This window comes from Methylomarinum sp. Ch1-1 (assembly GCF_030717995.2).
GTDB classification, from domain to species: Bacteria; Pseudomonadota; Gammaproteobacteria; order Methylococcales; family Methylomonadaceae; genus Methylomarinum; species Methylomarinum roseum.
The window spans coordinates 2,383,058-2,401,747 of record NZ_CP157743.1; the positions used below are offsets into that span (position 1 = coordinate 2,383,058).

Here is an 18,690-nt window from a genome sequence, read left to right on the forward strand (position 1 = left end):
CGGCTGCTACCAACCGCCGCCGCCACCGCCTCCACCTCCGCCGCCCGAGAATCCGCCGCCACCGCCGGAACGTGAGCCCGGGGCGGTCGATGACGAGGCGATCGCCGTCGCCATGCTGCCGCCAATGGTCGAGGCGAAGCTGGTGAAATCATGCTGTCCATGATGACTGGAATGGTACCAGCGCGGCTGATAATCGGAGCCCAGGCTGGCCTGTTGCAAGATATCGGCGAATTTTTCCGACCATTGTTGTTCCACGTCCAAAGCCAAAGCGTAGGGCAGCAGGTGTTCAAATAATTGCGGAGTTTTTTGTGGTGGGTGGAGGAAGTTTAATTCGTCTTTTTCGGCGACAGACAGATAAAGTTGCAGACCGTCAAACTTGTCCAGTACTTTTCGCCCGGCCAAGGTGGGCGCCTTCAACCATTGATAAAAACCATAATTGATCAGCGCCAGCAGGGGCAGGGTGATGGCGATGCTGAATGAGCCTTCTCTCGCCAGCATGCTCAGTCCAAAGACCTCGCCAAGAGCAAAGGGGATGGCGAACAGCGTGTTGATCAGCGCCGGCGTCAGCGTCAATAAGGTGCGGTTGGAAAAATAAGTTTTCCAGCGTCTGTAGGCGTGCATGCACAGCGCGAGCACGGCGATGCTCCAGATCGACAGCCAGACCAGGAAAAATAATACCGCCTCGATTTGAGCCCCCTCCGGCATCACGATCATCATAATCGCCGGTGTGGCGACGGTGAAAACGAGGCCCGGCGCGAGATAGCTTGAATTGGTCAAGAAATACAGCTTCTGATAATTCCTTTGCAAAGACTTTTTATGCGCCTGCAGCGCTTTTTTTAGCTGTTTATGATTGCTGTTCTTAAGCTCGATGAACTGGCGGTCGAATGAGAACAGTTTGTTCAATAAGGCCTTTTCGCCGGGCGCCAGCGCCGCGCCGCTTTGTTTTCGGCTCAGCACGAATTTGCCGCTGGCGCCTTCCTCGATATTTAAATGGCCTTTGACGGCCAGATTGATCACCGCGGCGGCAAAGGTCTTGTGGTCATAGCCCATGCGTTTGATAAAGCGCATCGAGGCCGGCGAAAATCCCGGCGGTGCTTGATAAAGCGGCGCGATGACGCCGGCTTCAGGGTCTTTACCTATTTTGGCCCAGGCCAATAAATAATAGCCTAGGATCACGGTCAGGCCGATCACGGCGACGACCGATTCGGGATTGTCGGCGAGAAAATAATGGAGCCGGGCGGCGGCGTCCGGTTCGATGACATGGTTTTTCGGCCAGCTGGCGACGATGGTCAAGCCTTGGCCGGGCGGGAAGGGGCGGGTCGATTGAAAAAAAGCGCTTTTCGGATTCGGTTGATAGGCCAGGTAATCACTGCCTTGTTGGCCGGTTTTTCCGGTATATGCGGCCAGCGCGACCGAGTTTTCCGGCATCGACGCCGGGAAATGCACAGTGGCCGTGGCTTTTTGGATTGGGAAACGCCAGCCGTGTCCGGTGACGTTCCAATAGAGCTCGTCGTGGTCGGCGAAGAATCCTAATTGCCGGTTGGTTTGATAGCGGAGAGTATAGGTGTAAGTTCCCGGTTCCAGGTAATGGTTCTTTGCACCGATATAGATTCTTACGCCGTTACTGCGCTTTGTTATATGGAATGGCTCCGGATGTCCGTCTCTCGACGCGCCTAATACCTTAAAGCCCACTTGATAGCGCTGGCCGGAAGGGCTACGATAGTCGGTTGGGAAATCTCGGTAGATGCCATGTTTTATTTGATTGCCTTCGGCGCTGACGGTGATGGTTTCGACGACCTGCATCGATGCGTCGCGGTGAATGCTGATTTCGCTGTCAAAACGGTGGATCGTCTCGGTGGCGTGGCCGGTGGGCGGCAAGAGCGATAAGGCAAAAAATAAAATTAGGCGATTGGGTATTGTCATGGCGTTGCTTAATGAGTCGATGGGCCTAATTGTAGTTCAAAGAAGGTCGCCGGTTTAAGATTGAGCAGCCTGGCGATCAGTAAGTCGGGAAAAGAGTCGATGCGGGTGTTTAAGTTGCGGACGGCGCCGTTATAATAGCGTCTAGCCGACTGTATCGTGTTTTCGATCTCGCTCAAATTGTCTTGCAAACTGAGATATTGTTGATTCGTCTTGATATCCGGGTAATTTTCCATCAGTAGCAGAATCTGTCTGAAGTTGTCGCCGAGTCGGTTTTCTAGCAGTGATTTTTGTTCCGGTCTGTCGCTGTTTTGGCTGGCTGTGCGCAGCTCGATAATTCGGGTCAATGTCTGTTGTTCATAATGGCCATAGGAGTCGACCACAGCGATCAGCTTGGGGATGAGTTGGTGACGTCTGGCGAGTTGGACATTAATATCGCTCCAAGCGGCCAACACCCGGTTTTTGTCCCTGATGAGGCGGTTGTAGCTGATGGTTGCAAGGATGAGCAGTGAAGCTAAGAAAATAATCAGGATAGTCGTCAGCATGGTTATTCGATTTGCAAGGACGAGTCATGGAGGGCGGTAATTTTACCGCTCGGGAAATTTTCGTAATACGATTTTGGGCTGACAAACATTGGCTTTACTAGGGATTTTAAGTTCTATTTAAGCTGGAAAAAAATAAAATATAGTCTAATTTTAGTCATTGTTATCTATTGGTTGAGTATAGGGCATGGAAAAAAGAGTTTATCCCCGTGTAGCGGCCAATTTTTCGGCTGTCATCGCTAATGAGGATGGTATTAAGTTGAAGGTGATGGCTATGGATGCTTCCAGCGAAGGACTTTGCGTGGAGTGCAATACCATAGAAAGAAACTTGGTGACGCCAGGCGGAAATTTTGTCCGCGATGGTAAACCGGTCGAGTTGTTCGTTTGGTTGGATCTGCCTGATGAGAATGGCGGCACTGCCAAGATCGAGGCTCGTTGTCATGTGGCATTTTCGCGCCGCATCGCCAATGACAGGTGTAAGATAGGCATGCGCTATCTTAATCTGGAAAAAAAGGCTTATGAAAAATTGATTCGATTCATCGAATATGCCATGGCATCCAACGATTAGGCTGGGTAGTATCCAGGCGGATTGCCTGGCGGCGAATCCACCCTGCGGTTGCGATGCGTGACTCTTGTTCCCACGCTCCTGCGTGGGAATGCATACCGGGGGGCATAAGGTGGCAAAGTATGGGTTCCCACGGAGGACCGTGGGAACCAGGAACGTCAGCACACCCTGACCCTCGTTCCCACGCTCCTGCGTGGGAATGCATACCGGGGCATAAGGTGGCAAAGTATGGGTTCCCACGGAGGACCGCTCATCGTTATACACATCTTTATGTGAATCATGTCATTCCGGCAGGGATTGCCGAAATCCAGGCTACAAGGAAAATTGATTCGATTCATCGAATATGCCATGGCATCCAACGATTAGGCTGGGTAGTATCCAGGCGGATTGCCTGGCGGCGAATCCACCCTGCGGTTGCGATGCGTGACTCTCGTTCCCACGCTCCTGCGTGGGAATGCATACCGGGGGCATAAGGTGGCAAAGTATGGGTTCCCACGGAGGACCGTGGGAACCAGGAACGTCAGCACACCCTACCGCATCGTAGGGCGGCTTCGCGAAGCAAGCCGCCAATTTGGCTGCGATGTAGAGAATCAGCCGTCCAATAGTTCCAATATTAAATTCTTCAATTCAGCCAGGGTGTCGGCGTCTTTGATCGGTTGTGAATGCCGGTCCGTAATATAAAACATGTCTTCCGCGCGACTGCCGATCGTCGTGATCCTGGCGTCATGCAATTGAATGTTTTTCTGCCTGAATGCCTGACCGATGATCGATAGTAGCCCGGCTCTGTCGGTGGTAATCAATTCCATGGCGGTGTGCTTATGCATGGGGTCTTCCAGATAAGAAATCCGGGTCTTGATCGGGAAATGGCGCGCCTGTCTGGATTGTCTGTGAACGTTTTTCTGGCGTTTTAATTTTCGGCTGATCAGGTTATTGCGTAGCGAGGTGCAAATATGTATTTCTCTATGCAGATCGTTGATCGCTTCGCCCGATTGCTCGAGGATTTGAAAGCTGTTCAGGACGTATTGGTCGGCCGTCGTGATGATGCGCGCATCCATAATGTTCATGCCCAGGCGGTCCAGGGTGGCCGTGCAGATCGAAAACAACTTGTCCTTGTTTTGCGTGTAGACGAAGATTTCGGCGCTGCCGCGCTGGGTGTGCGGGCGCAACAGCACCAGCGGCAGGTCCTCGGGCTTAGATGCGGCGATGGCGATGGTGTGCCAGGCAATTTCGTCCCCCGAATAGCGCAGAAAATAGTCGTCGTTGAAGTGTTGCCAGGATTGTTTGATCGTGGCCGGCGAGATGCCCAGCCTGAGGAGTTCGTCGGCGGCTTCTTTTTTGTTATCCTCCAGGCGTTCCGAGCGGGCGATTGGTTTGTCCAGGCCGCGGTGCAGGGCGTTGTGGGTGGAAATGTAGAGCTCTTTCAGCAGCGAGTCTTTCCAGGAATTCCATAGGCTGGGATTGGTGGCGCGTATATCGGCGACGGTGAGCAGGTATAAATAGTTCAGATATTTGATGCTGCCGACCTGCTGTGCGAATTCATGGATGATCGTCGGATCGCTGATGTCTTTTTTCTGTGCCGTGGTCGACATCAGCAGGTGATGGCGCACCAACCAGGTAATCAGTTTGCGGTCGCGGGAAGGCAGGTCGTGCTGTAGGCAGAAGTCATTGGCGATCTTTTCGCCGAGCTGCGAATGATCGCCGCCCTTGCCCTTGGCGATATCATGAAACAAGGCGGCGATGTAAAGAATGTCCGGACTTGGAATCAACAAGAAGATGTTGTTGCAAAATGGCAGTTCGTTGTTGTGTTTATCCAGCGCAAAGCGGCGTAGGTTGCGGATCACGAACAGGGTGTGCTCATCGACGGTGTAAATATGAAATAAATCATATTGCATGCGCTGGACGATATTGGCGAAGCTGGGCAGGTAGGCGGCCAGGATGCCGTAACGATTCATGCGGCGCAATTGATGAGTGATGCCTCGAGGTTGGCGCAGGATCTCGATAAAAAGACGATTGGCTTTCTTGTTGCGCCTGAAGTCATCGTCGATTAGATGCAGGCTTTTGCGGATCAAGCGGATCGTCGTGGCTCTGATTCCCTTGATCGACGGACTTTGTTGCAGCAATAAGAAGATTTCCAGCAGGGTCAGCGGGTTGTCGTTAAAAACATCTTTATGGCTGACTTCGAGGTAGCCGTTGATGACCGAAAAATTTGCGGTAATCGGCGAGGGCTTGCTGTTTTTAGCGGCCTTGATGAAGCGTTCGTTAAACAGCTGCAGCAAGATTTCGTTCAGCTGTTCTATATTGGCCACCGTTTTAAAATAAAACTGCATGAAGGCTTCGACATCCGGCTGCTGTTTCTGATCCAAGTAGCCGAATTGCTTGGCCAAGTCGCGTTGATAATCGAATAGCAACCTGTTTTCGCAACGGTTGGTCAGCGCATGCAGGGCGAATCTGAGGCGCCACAGGATGTTTCTGGCCAGGATCAGCTCGTCATATTCGGACGCCGGCATGAAATCGTATTTGATCAGTTCCCGCAGCGTCGGCGAATCATAATGTCGTTTGAAAACCCAGGCGATGATTTGTAGGTCGCGCAGGCCGCCAGGGCCTTCCTTGATATTGGGCTCCAGGTTGTAGGCGGTGTCATGGAATTTATTGTAACGCTGGGTTTGTTCCGCCATCTTAGCCTGGAAGAAGCTCGCCGACGGCCATAGTCGATCGCTGGAAATTTGCGTTTTGAGTCGTTGCGCCAACTCTTCGTTGCCGGTGATCAGGCGCATCTCCATCAGACTCGTGATGATGGTTTGGTCCTCGCAGGCTTTGTCGATGCATTCCTCGATGGTGCGGACGCTTTGCCCGGGGTTGAGGCCGATATCCCAAAGAAAATTGCAGAACTTCGGGAGTTTCTCCTTGAAGTCGTTATCTTGTTGATCGTTTAACAGGATGACGATGTCGATATCGGAATGGGGAAACAGTTCGTTGCGACCGTAACCCCCGGTTGCGATCAGGCTGTGCGAGGAGGCGTGTGTGTCTAAAAAATGACGCCAGCACGCGCTCAGGACATGGTCGATAAATAAGGATTTTTCCCTGAGTAAATCAAGCACATCGTGCTGCGGGTCGAATTTGTTTGTCAGTTGTGCGTTTTTATCGATAATCGCTTCTTTGAACAAAGCGATGGCGTTGGTTTGCGCAAAATACTGAGTAAACGAGGCGATGGCGTCGCTTTCTGTGTTCACAATTCTTCTTGTCGTAATGTCAGGATTTCATGGCTGTCATCGGTGACCAAAATGGTATGTTCCCATTGCGCCGACAGGCTACGGTCCTTGGTGACCGCGGTCCAGCCGTCCTTGAGGATTTTCATATGGCGTTTGCCCAGATTCAGCATCGGCTCGATGGTGAAGATCATGCCCGGTTTCAGTACGGCTCCTTCGCCAGGCTTGCCGAAATGCATGACGTGAGGGTCCTCATGGAAATTTTGACCGATGCCGTGGCCGCAGAATTCTCTCACCACCGAATAGCGATTCGATTCGGCATGTTTCTGAATGGCGTGGCCGATATCTCCGAGGGTCGCGCCCGGCTTGACTTGCTCGATGCCGAGGAACATCGCCTCGCGGGTGATGTCCACCAGGCGCTTGGCGTGCGGGGTCACCTTGCCGACGCAGAACATCTTGCTGGTGTCGCCATGGTAACCGTCCTTGATCACGGTGATATCGATATTGACGATGTCGCCGTTCTTGAGCTTTTTTTCGCTGGGAATGCCGTGGCAAATCTGCTGATTGATCGAGGTGCAGATTGATTTAGGGAAGCCCCGATAGTTTAGCGGCGCCGGGATTGCTTGCTGTTCATTGACGATATAGTCATGACAAATTCGGTCTAGCTCGTTGGTCGTGACGCCGGCGACCACGTGCGGGGCGATCATTTCCAGAACTTCGGCGGCCAGTTTTCCGGCGATGCGCATTTTTTCGATTTCATCGGCCGTTTTGATTGTAATGCTCATGTTGTGTGATTTAATACGCTTTGATTGTTAGCTTGCGGTTCGGGTGGTTGATAGCGTTTGACGATGGGTGTGAACACCGGAGAGAAAATCAGTCGAGTGTAACCGTATCCTTATGTTGTTGACAGCCATTTAAGTTTTATAGGGCTTCGGTCTATCGCTTTAACGGCGATAGTCGAGGCGGTCCCGGCGGCGTCGGTCCTTGTCATCGTCTAGCTTATCGGAATGTAATTATTCGACAATATCATAGACTATTGGCTATGATTTATAATCGTCGTTTATTTCAGTAATTCCCAGTTTGAGCATTTTTGCTGTGTTTAGGGCATGGGGTGTGTCTGTCGAGGAGCGCCGTAAACCCATCCCTGGGGGCTTGACGGCCGCATCCTTGCTGCCGACATCCTCGCCAAACACACCCCATGCCCTTTTTGAACGCCAAAGTGGGAATTGCTGCGTTTATTTAGGTTAGGTGCTGGGTGAACGCGTCCCGAGAAATCAATGACCTGCTGCCTAAATCCTGAAAGAGACTGAATAGTTGCATCGGAATTTAGTGCGGTCAAGATGTCTGCAAGGCCTAACTATAACAAAATCCGTCAGTCGAGAACAATTGTCGTTATGTAATATTCAGGATAATCACGTGATGCCGCGGGTGATTGTTACGTAATTCGCTCCCTTGTCTTTTCACGCGGGGCGGGTTATTTAACCCGCCCCGAACATTTGTAGATGCGCTGAACTGCGTGAAGCGCATCAAAAAACCGGTGCGCTTCCTATCGTCAGCACACCCTACCGCATCATAGGGTGGCTTCGCGTAGGGTGGCTTTGCGTAGAGTGGCTTTGCGTAGGGTGGCTTTGCGTAGGGTGGCTTTGCGTAGGGTGGCTTTGCGTAGGGTGGCTTTGCGTAGGGTGGCTTTGCGTAGGGTGGCTTTGCGTAGGGTGGCTTTGCGTAGGGTGGCTTTGCGTAGGGTGGCTTCGCGTAGGGTGGCTTCGCGAAGCAAGCCACCAAAACCCGCACAAAACCCGCACCGAGGGCCAAATTGGCGTAGGGGGATCAAGCGCAGCGGGTCCGCCAAACCCCGCACCGGGGTCAAAATTGGCCGTTGTGCGTATCCAGGCGGATTGCCTGGCGGCGAATCCACCCTACGGTCGCGATGCCTTTCGTAGGATGTGCTGAACGAACGTGAAGCGCATCAAAAACCGGTGCGCTTCCTATCGTCAGCACACCCTACCCACATCCGTGAGGTGGAACACGCGCAGCGGATCCGCCAACGTAGGGCGGCTTCGCGTAGGGTGGCTTCGCGAAGCAAGCCACCACAACCCGCACCGTGGGCCAAATTGGCGTAGGATGGATCAAGCGCGGCGGATCCGCCAAACCCCGCACCGAGGAATCAAAATTGGCCGTTGTGCGTATCCAGGCGGATTGCCTGGCGGCGAATCCGCCCTACGGTCGCGATGCCTTTCGTAGGATGTGCTGAACAACGTGAAGCGCATCAAAAACTGGTGCGCTTCCTATCGTCAGCACACCCTACCGCAGCGTAGGGTGGCTTCGCGAAGCAAGCCACCAAAACCCGCACAAAACCCGCACCGTGGGCCAAATTGGCGTAGGATGGATCAAGCGCAGCGGATCCGCCAAAACCCCGCACCGGGGGGGGGGGCAAAATTGGCCGTTGTACGTATCCAGGCGTATTGCCTGGCGGCGAATCCACTACGGTTGTGAGGGCAATGTAGCTTTTTGTTCGGGCGGAGGCGGTATTGCTGTTAATAGAGATTTATGGTATAAAGGTAAGTTCATTTTTTAATACTCACACTTGTCGGCACGGCTGGTAGGGTGCCTTTCTATGCTTAGCATGGCAGGTTTCCAGGCGGGACAGGTGGAGGCGTAACCCAATGCCGGCAAGATCCGGCGATTTTTAGGAGAAAATCAATGGCAGCAGTGTCAATGCGTCAAATGCTAGAAGCGGGTGTTCATTTTGGACATCAGACCCGTTACTGGAACCCAAAAATGGCTCCCTATCTGTTCGGAGCTCGTAATAAAATTCATATCATCGATCTTGAGCAAACGCTTCCTCTGTTTAACGATGCGATGAATTATCTGGGTCAGATGACCGCTAACAAAGGCAATATCCTGTTCGTCGGCACTAAGAAAGCCGCGCGTAAAGTGGTGGCGGAAGAAGCCAAGCGTTGTGGCATGCCTTATGTCAACCATCGTTGGTTGGGCGGCATGTTGACCAACTTCAAAACCATCAAGAAATCGATCAATCGCTTGAAAGAACTGGAAGCGATGAAGGCCGACGGCACCTTATATCAACGTTTCAATAAAAAAGAGGCGTTGGGTATGGAGCGCGAGATGGAAAAGCTTGAGCGTAGCCTGGGCGGCATCAAGGATATGCGCGGCATCCCCGACGCAATCTTTGTCTTGGATGTCGGTTATGAAAAAAATGCCGTCATGGAAGCGAAAAAACTGGGCGTCCCTGTCGTTGCTATCGTTGACTCGAACAACTCTCCGGACAACGTCGATTATGTGATCCCTGGTAACGATGACTCTATTCGCGCCGTCAAGCTGTATTGCCAAGCCGCTTCCGCCGCAGTGCTGGAAGCAAAAACAGCGGTGCTGGACAGCTCGGCAAAAACGGACGAATTTGTCGAAGAAGTCTCTACCGAAGAGTAATTCTTGTTGCTTTGCATCGGCGGCTTAATGATGCACGGCGACTATTTAATCCGGCCGGTTTTCGCGTCGGCCTGGATTCGCTAAGCCTTTTTAAACGCCTCCTTCGTGAGGCGTTTTTTTAGTTTAAGAAATATTGAGGAAATAAGATAATGAGTATTACTGCCGCAATGGTTAAGGAACTGCGTGAGAGAACCGGTTCCGGTATGATGGAATGTAAAAAAGCCTTGGTTGAGGCGAATGGCGATATGGATACGGCCATTGAGAACATGCGCAAAGCCGGACTGGCGAAAGCGGATAAGAAATCCGATCGTACTGCCGCCGAAGGTGTGATCGGCGCAAAAGTGTCCGACGATGCCAAGACAGCGGTCATGGTGGATGTTAACTGTGAAACCGATTTTGTCGCCAAGGGCGATGACTTCGTCAATTTCGTTGATGCCATCACCGATGTACTGCTGAGCAACGACATCGCCGATATCGATCAGTTGCTGGCGGCTGAATTGGCGAGCGGTGAAAGCGTCGATGACACGCGTCGCGCCTTGATCGCCAAGTTGGGTGAAAACATCACCGTCAGACGCTTCGCCAAATACAATGCCGAAGGCGGCACGGCTTATTACCTGCATGGCAGCAAAATCGGCGTGATTGTTGAATTGGCAAAAGCCGACGCCGAGTTGGGCAAGGATATTGCGATGCATGTGGCGGCCAGCAATCCGGCTTATTTGAACGAAGACCAGGTTGATCCGGCGGCGGTCGAAAAAGAGAAGGAAATTTTCACGGCGCAAGCCCTGGAAAGCGGCAAACCAGCGGAAATCGTCGAGAAAATGATTACCGGCCGGATCAAGAAATTCCTCGGCGAAATCACCTTGGTGGGTCAACCGTTTATCAAGGACGACAAAATGTCGGTTGGACAATTGTTGAAATCCAAGGATAATTCGGTCGTGCGTTATGCGCGTTTCGAAGTGGGTGAAGGCATCGAGAAAAAAGAAGAGAACTTCGCCGAAGAGGTTATGGCTCAGGTAAGAGGCTGATAACTCTCGGAAAACCCGGTTTTTACCGGGTTTTTTGTGTGAGCTGTTTATTTTGGGGTTTGGAGGTCAATCATTTCCCTTTTTGCATTGGGCTTGAGTGAGGAAAGAAGGCGTATCGTTCGGATGTATCGTCGATACGTCACGTTTCGGTGCTTCTTGCAACCTAGTGATGGCGAGAAATAATTTTTCACCAAATCCTTAACACCTTTTACATAGACACAGTGGATTTTGGATTATGAGTCAATTGATTTGCCGGAGAATTTTACTTAAATTAAGTGGCGAAGCGCTGATGAGCGAGCAGGGCGGCAGTATCGACCCGAATATCGTCAGGCGTCTTGCTCAAGAAGTGATGGATCTCTGTGAAGCCGGTATACAGGTGGGGCTGGTAATTGGCGGCGGCAATATATTGAGAGGCGCGGAAACCGCTTCGGAGGGACTTAACCGAGTGACCAGCGATCAGATGGGGATGCTGGCGACCGTCATCAACGCCTTGGCGATGCAGGATGCATTGGAATATTTGGGCCAACCGGTTCGAGTCATGACGGCCTTGAAAATTAATCAAGTCTGTGAAGATTATATTCGCCGCCGCGCGGTCAGGCATCTGGAAAAAGGTCGGGTGGTCATATTCGCCGCCGGCACCGGCAACCCGTTTTTTACCACCGATTCCGCCGCCAGTCTGAGAGCCATCGAGATTAATGCGGAGTTGATGATAAAGGCCACAAAAGTTAAGGGGGTTTATTCCGCCGATCCGGAAAAGGTCAAGGATGCGGTGTTCTATCCGCACCTGACTTATGATGAAGCCTTGGATCAACGCTTGAATGTGATGGATACGACGGCGTTGGTTTTATGTCGGGATAACGATTTACCTATGCGTGTGATGAATATTTTTGAGTCGGGAGCCATCATGCGACTGATGCAGGGTGAGGATATTGGCTCCCTTATCGAGAAGAGGAAAAAAAATGATCAGTGATATTCAACAGGATGCTTCAGCCCGTATGGCGAAGAGTATTGAGGCATTACAAAAAGCTTTTTCCAAAATCAGAACGGGCCGCGCCCACCCCAGTCTGCTGGATCAGATCAACGTCTCCTATTACGGTTCTGAAACTCCGCTGTCCCAGGTCGCCAATGTCTCGGTCGAGGATTCGCGGACGCTGAAGGTGACGCCATGGGAAAAAGGCATGGTGCAGGCGATAGAAAAAGCCATCATGACCTCCGATCTAGGCTTGAACCCTGCGACCCAAGGCGCCGTGATCCGCATTCCCTTGCCGCCGCTGACCGAGGAGCGTCGTCGTGATCTGGTCAAACTCGTTAAACAGGAAGCCGAGCAGGGACGGGTGGCGATCAGAAACATCAGACGAGACGCCAACAGCGAAATCAAGGAAGCGTTGAAGGAAAAAATGATTTCCGAAGACGAGGCGCGTGCGGGGGAAGAAAAAATCCAGAAAATCACCGACCAGTTTATCAAGGAAGTAGAAAAGCATCTTGAAGAAAAAGAGGCTGATTTACTCTCCATGTGATTGAGCCGTCAAAAATGACAACTGATGTAAATAAAACTATTACGCCCGATAGCGGGAATCCACGTCATATCGCCATTATCATGGACGGTAACGGACGCTGGGCGCAAAGGCGCATGATGCCCAGAGTGATGGGGCACCGTGCAGGCGTCAAGACGGTGCGTAAGGTCGTCGAATACTGTGCCGAACAGAAAATCGAGGTGTTATCGTTATTTGCATTCAGTAGTGAAAACTGGCGTCGGCCTAAAGGCGAAGTCAATACGTTGATGGAACTGTTCATGGCGACCCTGCAGAGCGAAGTCGATAAGCTGGATGAAAATGATATTCGCCTGCGCATCATCGGTGAAAAAACGGCTTTTTCCGACAAATTGCAGGCGAAAATCGCCGATGCGGAGGCGCAGACACGGGATAACAAAGGTTTGACCCTGGTCATCGCCGCCAACTACGGCGGTCGCTGGGATATCACACAGGCTTTCAGACAGATCACGGCAAAAATTGCCGCCGGTGAGCTGCAAGCCGACGATCTCACCGAGGAGTTGATCGGCCAACACTTGTCCACGGCCGATTTGCCGGAGCCGGATCTGTTTATACGCTCCGGCGGCGAGCAGCGGGTCAGTAATTTTTTGTTATGGCAATTGGCCTATACCGAATTTTATTTTACCCCGGCGCTGTGGCCTGATTTCGACCAAGCCTTGTTGGCGGACGCCATCGATAGTTTTAAACGCAGACAAAGACGTTTCGGCCACACCGGCGAACAAGTCATTAAAAAATCATAATAATTACCTTAATATCATCATGCTATTACCTCGTATCTTAACCGCTTTGGTCTTGGTTGCAGTCGCCGTCTCCGCGGTTTTTCTGTTGCCAATCCATTATTTTGCATTGTTTATCGGCCTGATTGTGTTGTTGGGCGCCTGGGAATGGACGGCCTTGGTCGGTATCGACAAGTTGCCCGCTAAATTAGGTTTTATTGTCGCTCTGATTGTTCCGATGCTGGGCATTCAATTCTGGACGGTGTTGCTGGAAATTTTGGCTCAAGCGCTGGAGTGGCCAGGCGTAAAGGAATACTCGGGAGTCTTGGAATGGCTAGTCATCGGCCCGGTTTTGTTCTGGGTGGTGATGATGCTGCTGATCAGAAGAGTGCCGGATCAGTTGTTGGAACTGGACTTGAAACGCAAATATAAGGCTTTCACCGGTTGGTTTGTGTTATTGTCTGCATGGATGTTCTTGACTAAATTGAGGGCGTATTACGGTTCTGAAATGGTGATGTATTTTTTGATCCTGATTTGGGCCGCCGATATCGCCGCTTATTTTAGCGGTAAAAAATTCGGCAAGGAAAAATTGTGTGAGCCGATCAGTCCGGGTAAGACTTTGCAGGGCATGTATGGGGCATTATGTGCAGGCCTGTTGTGCGCCGTCGTGCTGAGCCTGATTTATGGTTTTCCGTTTATGATCGCGACCGATTTCACGCTGCTGTCGGTATTGACGGTGCTGGTGTCGATTTATGGCGATTTGTTCTTCAGTTTGGTGAAAAGACAAAAGGGCGTCAAGGATAGCGGAGCCTTGCTGCCGGGGCACGGAGGCGTGTTGGACCGGATCGATAGCATTATCGCCGCGGCGCCGTTTTATTATGCCGGTATTATTTTGATCGGTCGGAGCGTGTTTTCATGAAAGGTATTTGCATACTCGGGGCCACGGGCTCAATCGGCGTCAGCACCCTGGATGTGGTCGCCAGGCATGCGGACCATTATCGGGTCGTTGCCTTGACCGCCAATAACAATGTTGAGGTATTATATCAACAGTGTCTGACTCACCATCCTGAATATGTCGTCGTCGCGGCCGAAGACAAGGCCGATGCGTTTAGGGAAAAGATCGCTGCATCGCCGGTCGCCGATATCAAGGTGCTGGCCGGCGCCGACGCCTTGCAGCAGGTCGCTACGCTGGATCAAGTCGATTCGGTGATGGCGGCGATCGTCGGCGCCGCCGGCTTGTTGCCGACGCTGGCCGCCGCGAAGGCCGGCAAAACGGTATTGCTGGCCAATAAAGAGGCCTTGGTGATGTCCGGGGATATCTTCATGCAGGCCGTCAAGGAGTCCGGCGCCCACTTGCTGCCGATCGACAGCGAACATAACGCCATCTTTCAGTGCATGCCGGGCGGCTATGTGGCCGGTTCCAATGCCAAACAGGCCAGGCGTATACTGTTGACGGCCTCCGGCGGACCTTTTCGGACAACCCCGATTGAAGCCTTGGACGATGTGACCCCCGAACAGGCCGTCGCCCACCCTAAATGGGATATGGGCCGGAAAATATCGGTGGATTCGGCGACGATGATGAACAAGGGCTTGGAGCTGATCGAGGCCTGTTTGCTGTTCACTATGTCGCCCGATGATATTCAAGTGGTGATACACAAGCAGAGCATCATCCATTCGATGGTCGATTATGTGGATGGCTCGGTGTTGGCTCAGATGGGCAATCCGGATATGCGCATTCCGATCGCTCACGCGATGGCCTGGCCAGACCGTTTCGATTCCGGTGTCGAACCATTGAATATTTTTGATGTCAAGCAAATGGATTTCGAAGAACCTGATTTGCAGCGCTTTCCCTGCTTGCGGTTAGCTTATGAAGCGATCAAGGCGGGCGGCATCATGCCGACTGTATTGAATGCAGCCAATGAAATCGCAGTGGACGCCTTTTTGCATGAACGGATACGTTTTACCGAGATTGCCAACATTATCGAGAATACTATGAGTCAATTTAGCGCTGACAAAGCGGATTCCTTGGAGCAGGTGCTGCGGGCCGATCAACAGGCTAGAGATGCGGCGGAACGTCTCATAGAGACCTTGGTCGTCTGATGGAAGTGTTGCACAGCCTATTTTATTTTGTCGTGGCTGTCAGTATTTTGGTGGCCTTCCATGAATTCGGTCACTTCTGGGTCGCCCGAAAATCGGGCGTCAAGGTCCTGCGTTTCTCCATCGGCTTCGGCAAGGCGGTCTGGTCGTATCAAAAAAACCCGGAAACGACCGAATATGTGGTCTCGGCGATCCCTTTGGGCGGCTATGTCAAAATGGTCGATGAAAGGGAAGGCGAAGTCAAGGAAGAGGATCTGCCTTATTCCTTCAATCGTCAGTCCCTGGGCGCTCGTTCGGCGATCGTCGCCGCCGGGCCGATCTTTAATTTGATTTTGGCGGTTTTTTTATTCTGGTGGGTGTTGATTCTTGGCGAAACCGGCATCCGACCGATCATCGGCGCGGTCGAGCCGGGCACGTTGGCGGCCGAAGCCGGCCTGTTGGAGGGCGAGGAAATCCTCAAGATCAATGATAAACCGGCGCCGACCTGGTCGGAAGCGATCGGCTTATTGTTTTCGGAGGCTAACAGCGGCGATCGCATGATTGAGTTGACCGTGAAAACCCCGGATGACACGGAAGCAACCCGCATGCTCAAGCTGGTCGATAGCGATATCGCCAAGCCGCAAACCCTCTATAAACGGCTTGGCTTGAAGCCTTGGTATCCGAATTTGCCGCCGCTAATCAGCAAGGTGCTCGATGGCGGGGCGGCGCAGGAAGCCGGATTGCGCGCCGGCGATCTGATTATCAGCGCCGACGGCGAGGTTATCAATGATTGGATGGCCTGGGTCGAGTATGTACAGCAGCGGCCAAACACCTTGATTAAGCTGGTCGTGGAAAGAGATGGCGTCCGATTGCCGCTCAATGTCATTCCCAATGCCTTGGAGCAGGAGGATGAAACGGTCGGCAAGATAGGGGCCGCCGTCGAGGTGCCGGAAGATTTGCTGGAAGAAATTCGAGTCACTTATAGTTTATCGCCATGGGCGGCGATTCCGGCGGCCTTCGAAAAAACTTGGCTGTATTCGGTCGGAACGTTGAAGATGATGGGGAAAATGTTGATAGGCAAGGCCTCGGTTGAGAATCTGAGCGGTCCTATCAGTATCGCCCAATATGCCGGCCAGTCTGCGGAAATGGGCTTGGTGTCGTTTTTGAAATACCTGGGGCTGATCAGCGTCAGCCTGGGAATCTTGAATCTGCTGCCGATTCCGGTCCTCGATGGCGGGCATTTGCTGTTTTTCGCTATCGAGGCGATCAAGGGCAGTCCGGTTTCGGAAAATGTGCAGATTTATTTTCAGCAACTCGGCGTTCTGTTATTAGTCACCTTGATGATGTTGGCTATTTTTCTCGATCTTGATCGTCTGTTTTAATATCGAGCATAGCGCAACATTTGTTGTAACTATTCAGTATCTTTCAGGGTTTAGGGAGTAGACCATTGATTTCTCGGGACGCGTTCACCCAGCACCTAAATTAACGAAGATTATTAATCATAGCCAATAACCTAGGGTATTTAGGTGCTGGGTGAATACATCCATGGCTGCTAACAGCATCCTGCTTCACGCTGCACTTGCACTTCCTTGTGCGGCGTAAGCTCTGGCTGCAACGTCCTGTTGCAGACAGCCCGATAAATCAATAGCCTACTCCCTCTGATAAAAATACGCTGAATAATTACCATTTGTTTACCCGGCAGGAAACTAAAGAGGGCTGCAATAGTCGAACGGCCATCGTAAATTTATTAGATCACCGCTAAGGAAATCGATGAAAAAAATAATCAAACTCGCCGCGCTGTCCAGCGCCCTCCTTATTTCGAGCGTTCAAGCCGATGAAGCGTCTATCAGGCAGGCTCTCGGTGTTTCCATGCCTGCGCTGGAGATTGATGCCGTCAAGCCTTCGGAAATAGACGGTCTCTATGAGGTGACGGTCGGCTCCAATATCTTTTATGTATCCGATGACGGCAAATACCTGGTGCAAGGCCATGTTATCGATATTGCCGCGAGAAAGGATTTAACCGAAAATAAACTCGCCGGTAACAGGGTTGCGGCCATCGAGGAACTGGGCGAGGAGCAAACGATTATCTTTAAACCGGAAAACAGTCGTTATAAGGTTTCCGTGTTTACCGATATCGATTGTGGATATTGTCGTAAACTGCATTCGGAGCTGGATCAGTACATGGCCGAAGGCATCACCATCCAATATTTGTTTTTCCCGCGCGCCGGCAAAGGATCCGATTCCTACAAAAAGGCGATTTCGGTATGGTGCGCCGACGACCGCAATGCCGCGTTGACTTCGGCGAAACAAGGCAATGAGCCGGAAGCGAAAACTTGCGACAATCCGGTCGATGAGCACATGCAGTTAGGCGCGGAATTCGAAGCGAGAGGGACGCCGATGATCGTCACCGAGAAAGGCAATATCTTTCCCGGTTATGTGCCGGCCAAGCAATTGGCAAGGGCATTGGCGGCCGAATAAACCTCGCCTTATTTCGGGTTACGGTTCGGCGTAGCGTTGCTTGATGGCAACGATTGCCGGTAATTGCTCTGCGAAAACATCGGTTAGCGCCGGGTCGAAATGCAGGCCGCGGTTGTCGAGGATAAAACTGAGCGCAGCCTCGACGCTCCAGGCCTTTTTATAGGGGCGCTGCGAGGTTAGGGCGTCGAATACGTCGGCCAGTGCGGCGATGCGTCCGGCTTGGGGGATTTCTTCGCCGACCAAGCCGTTAGGATAGCCGCTGCCGTCCCATTTTTCGTGGTGCGTCAGTGCGATATCTCGGGCCATGCGCAGCAGCTCGGAGTCGTCTCCGTCGAGCAGTTTGGCCCCGATTTCTGCATGGCTCTTCATGATTTCCCATTCTTCCGGCTCGAATTTTCCCGGTTTCAATAATATGGCGTCGGGAATGCCGATCTTGCCGATGTCATGCATCGGGCTGGCGTTCAGGATCAAGTCGCATTGCGCCTCGTCCCAGCCGATGGCTTCGGCTAGCAACGCGCAAATGTGACTCATGCGCAAAATATGATTGCCGGTTTCCTCGTCGCGATATTCCGAAGCCATGCCTAAGCGCTGCACGATCTGAAGCCGGGTGTGGTGCAGCTCTTCGGTGCGTATGCTCACCATCTTTTCCAATACCGATTTTTGATCGTGCAGCAGGCGATGAGCCAACTGCGCCTCCAATAAATTGTGTACGCGCATCACCAGTTCATTGCGGTCGAATGGCTTGGTGATGAAGTCGCGGGCGCCGGCGGCCAAGGCCCGCATCAAGAAGTCTTTGCTGTGTTGGGCGGTCAAGATCACGATGGGAGGCAATAAGGGGTCGTGCTGCGCCTGCAATTGTTCCATCACCTGATAGCCGTCCAGGTGGGGCATATTGAGGTCGAGCAGGATCAGGTCCGTTCGCTCCTCGAGATAACGGTCGACGACCTCGCGCGGGTCTTCCACCAGCACCAGGTTCTGGTAGCCTTGCTGACGCAAGGTTCTATCCAACAGCTTGAGGTTCACCGGTTCGTCGTCAATGAGTAGAATGCGTTCGTTTTTTAGGACTTCAGGGCACATGCGGTTGAATGTGATTAGTTATTTAAGAAAACGGGTAACTATTCGGTATAAAAATGCTTTTTTATCAGTTGTTTCAGTAGACGCCGTTCAC

Annotated in this window: 16 protein-coding genes; 10 read left to right on the plus strand and 6 right to left on the minus strand. The window is 52.1% G+C overall.

What is annotated here, in order from left to right; all coding sequences use genetic code 11:
* Positions 1-6: 6 nt before the first annotated feature.
* Both Q9L42_RS11075 and Q9L42_RS11080 read right to left on the minus strand, forming a co-directional pair.
* Complete coding sequence (locus tag Q9L42_RS11075) at positions 7-1,923, minus strand: DUF2207 domain-containing protein (protein WP_349431083.1); 1,917 nt, start codon at positions 1,921-1,923, stop codon at positions 7-9.
* An 8-nt stretch (positions 1,924-1,931) separates the two neighbouring features.
* Positions 1,932-2,465: a LemA family protein gene (locus Q9L42_RS11080; RefSeq protein WP_305908344.1), complete on the minus strand. Its 534-nt coding sequence runs from the start codon at positions 2,463-2,465 to the stop codon at positions 1,932-1,934.
* A 184-nt stretch (positions 2,466-2,649) separates the two neighbouring features.
* Between Q9L42_RS11080 and Q9L42_RS11085 the strand changes: the two genes are divergently transcribed.
* Positions 2,650-3,030 (plus strand): PilZ domain-containing protein, encoded by a 381-nt coding sequence (locus Q9L42_RS11085; RefSeq protein WP_305908343.1) that lies wholly within the window; start codon positions 2,650-2,652, stop codon positions 3,028-3,030.
* Between the two features lie 587 nt (positions 3,031-3,617).
* Here Q9L42_RS11085 and glnD read toward each other — a convergent pair.
* The 3 genes from glnD to Q9L42_RS11100 form a co-directional block, all read right to left on the minus strand.
* The gene (glnD, locus tag Q9L42_RS11090) at positions 3,618-6,257 is read right to left on the minus strand and encodes a [protein-PII] uridylyltransferase (protein ID WP_349431084.1); all 2,640 of its coding nucleotides are present in this window, start codon (positions 6,255-6,257) and stop codon (positions 3,618-3,620) included.
* Positions 6,254-7,018, minus strand: coding sequence for a type I methionyl aminopeptidase (gene map, locus Q9L42_RS11095; RefSeq protein ID WP_349431085.1), 765 nt, complete (start codon positions 7,016-7,018; stop codon positions 6,254-6,256). Before map ends, glnD begins: the two co-directional genes overlap by 4 nt.
* A gap of 785 nt (positions 7,019-7,803) precedes the next feature.
* Positions 7,804-8,007 (minus strand): pentapeptide repeat-containing protein, encoded by a 204-nt coding sequence (locus Q9L42_RS11100; protein WP_349431086.1) that lies wholly within the window; start codon positions 8,005-8,007, stop codon positions 7,804-7,806.
* A 926-nt stretch (positions 8,008-8,933) separates the two neighbouring features.
* On the opposite strand from Q9L42_RS11100, the gene rpsB reads away from it, so the two are divergent.
* The 9 genes from rpsB (at position 8,934) to Q9L42_RS11145 (ending at position 17,522) form a co-directional block, all read left to right on the plus strand.
* Positions 8,934-9,677: a 30S ribosomal protein S2 gene (rpsB, locus tag Q9L42_RS11105; protein ID WP_305908338.1), complete on the plus strand. Its 744-nt coding sequence runs from the start codon at positions 8,934-8,936 to the stop codon at positions 9,675-9,677.
* Positions 9,678-9,826: 149 nt separating this feature from the next.
* A complete protein-coding gene (gene tsf / locus Q9L42_RS11110; RefSeq protein ID WP_349431087.1) occupies positions 9,827-10,702 on the plus strand; it encodes a translation elongation factor Ts in 876 nt (291 codons plus the stop codon).
* 235 nt (positions 10,703-10,937) lie between these two features.
* The gene (gene pyrH / locus Q9L42_RS11115) at positions 10,938-11,672 is read left to right on the plus strand and encodes a UMP kinase (RefSeq protein ID WP_349431088.1); all 735 of its coding nucleotides are present in this window, start codon (positions 10,938-10,940) and stop codon (positions 11,670-11,672) included.
* A complete protein-coding gene (frr, locus tag Q9L42_RS11120; protein WP_305910225.1) occupies positions 11,662-12,219 on the plus strand; it encodes a ribosome recycling factor in 558 nt (185 codons plus the stop codon). Before pyrH ends, frr begins: the two co-directional genes overlap by 11 nt.
* A gap of 14 nt (positions 12,220-12,233) precedes the next feature.
* Positions 12,234-12,992: an isoprenyl transferase gene (locus Q9L42_RS11125; protein ID WP_305908336.1), complete on the plus strand. Its 759-nt coding sequence runs from the start codon at positions 12,234-12,236 to the stop codon at positions 12,990-12,992.
* Between the two features lie 19 nt (positions 12,993-13,011).
* Positions 13,012-13,887, plus strand: coding sequence for a phosphatidate cytidylyltransferase (locus tag Q9L42_RS11130; protein ID WP_305908335.1), 876 nt, complete (start codon positions 13,012-13,014; stop codon positions 13,885-13,887).
* Complete coding sequence (gene ispC / locus Q9L42_RS11135; protein WP_305908334.1) at positions 13,884-15,068, plus strand: 1-deoxy-D-xylulose-5-phosphate reductoisomerase; 1,185 nt, start codon at positions 13,884-13,886, stop codon at positions 15,066-15,068. The genes Q9L42_RS11130 and ispC overlap by 4 nt, the downstream gene beginning before the upstream one ends.
* Positions 15,068-16,426, plus strand: coding sequence for an RIP metalloprotease RseP (gene rseP / locus Q9L42_RS11140; RefSeq protein WP_349431089.1), 1,359 nt, complete (start codon positions 15,068-15,070; stop codon positions 16,424-16,426). The genes ispC and rseP overlap by 1 nt, the downstream gene beginning before the upstream one ends.
* A gap of 388 nt (positions 16,427-16,814) precedes the next feature.
* A complete protein-coding gene (locus Q9L42_RS11145) occupies positions 16,815-17,522 on the plus strand; it encodes a DsbC family protein (protein ID WP_305908333.1) in 708 nt (235 codons plus the stop codon).
* A gap of 18 nt (positions 17,523-17,540) precedes the next feature.
* On the opposite strand, the gene Q9L42_RS11150 is transcribed toward Q9L42_RS11145, so the two are convergent.
* Complete coding sequence (locus tag Q9L42_RS11150) at positions 17,541-18,599, minus strand: HD-GYP domain-containing protein (protein WP_305908332.1); 1,059 nt, start codon at positions 18,597-18,599, stop codon at positions 17,541-17,543.
* Between the last annotated feature and the right edge of the window lie 91 nt (positions 18,600-18,690).

Bases quoted from the DNA above. Each gene is read 5' to 3' on its own strand.
- Q9L42_RS11125 (WP_305908336.1), top strand. From the start codon at position 12,234: ATGACAACTGATGTAAATAAAACTATTACGCCCGATAGCGGGAATCCA.
- Q9L42_RS11085 (WP_305908343.1), top strand. From the start codon at position 2,650: ATGGAAAAAAGAGTTTATCCCCGTGTAGCGGCCAATTTTTCGGCTGTC.
- Q9L42_RS11080 (WP_305908344.1), bottom strand. From the start codon at position 2,465: ATGCTGACGACTATCCTGATTATTTTCTTAGCTTCACTGCTCATCCTT.
- Q9L42_RS11130 (WP_305908335.1), top strand. From the start codon at position 13,012: ATGCTATTACCTCGTATCTTAACCGCTTTGGTCTTGGTTGCAGTCGCC.
- tsf (WP_349431087.1), top strand. From the start codon at position 9,827: ATGAGTATTACTGCCGCAATGGTTAAGGAACTGCGTGAGAGAACCGGT.
- Q9L42_RS11075 (WP_349431083.1), bottom strand. From the start codon at position 1,923: ATGACAATACCCAATCGCCTAATTTTATTTTTTGCCTTATCGCTCTTG.
- ispC (WP_305908334.1), top strand. From the start codon at position 13,884: ATGAAAGGTATTTGCATACTCGGGGCCACGGGCTCAATCGGCGTCAGC.
- Q9L42_RS11145 (WP_305908333.1), top strand. From the start codon at position 16,815: ATGAAAAAAATAATCAAACTCGCCGCGCTGTCCAGCGCCCTCCTTATT.
- rseP (WP_349431089.1), top strand. From the start codon at position 15,068: ATGGAAGTGTTGCACAGCCTATTTTATTTTGTCGTGGCTGTCAGTATT.
- map (WP_349431085.1), bottom strand. From the start codon at position 7,018: ATGAGCATTACAATCAAAACGGCCGATGAAATCGAAAAAATGCGCATC.
- frr (WP_305910225.1), top strand. From the start codon at position 11,662: ATGATCAGTGATATTCAACAGGATGCTTCAGCCCGTATGGCGAAGAGT.
- Q9L42_RS11150 (WP_305908332.1), bottom strand. From the start codon at position 18,599: ATGTGCCCTGAAGTCCTAAAAAACGAACGCATTCTACTCATTGACGAC.
- pyrH (WP_349431088.1), top strand. From the start codon at position 10,938: ATGAGTCAATTGATTTGCCGGAGAATTTTACTTAAATTAAGTGGCGAA.
- rpsB (WP_305908338.1), top strand. From the start codon at position 8,934: ATGGCAGCAGTGTCAATGCGTCAAATGCTAGAAGCGGGTGTTCATTTT.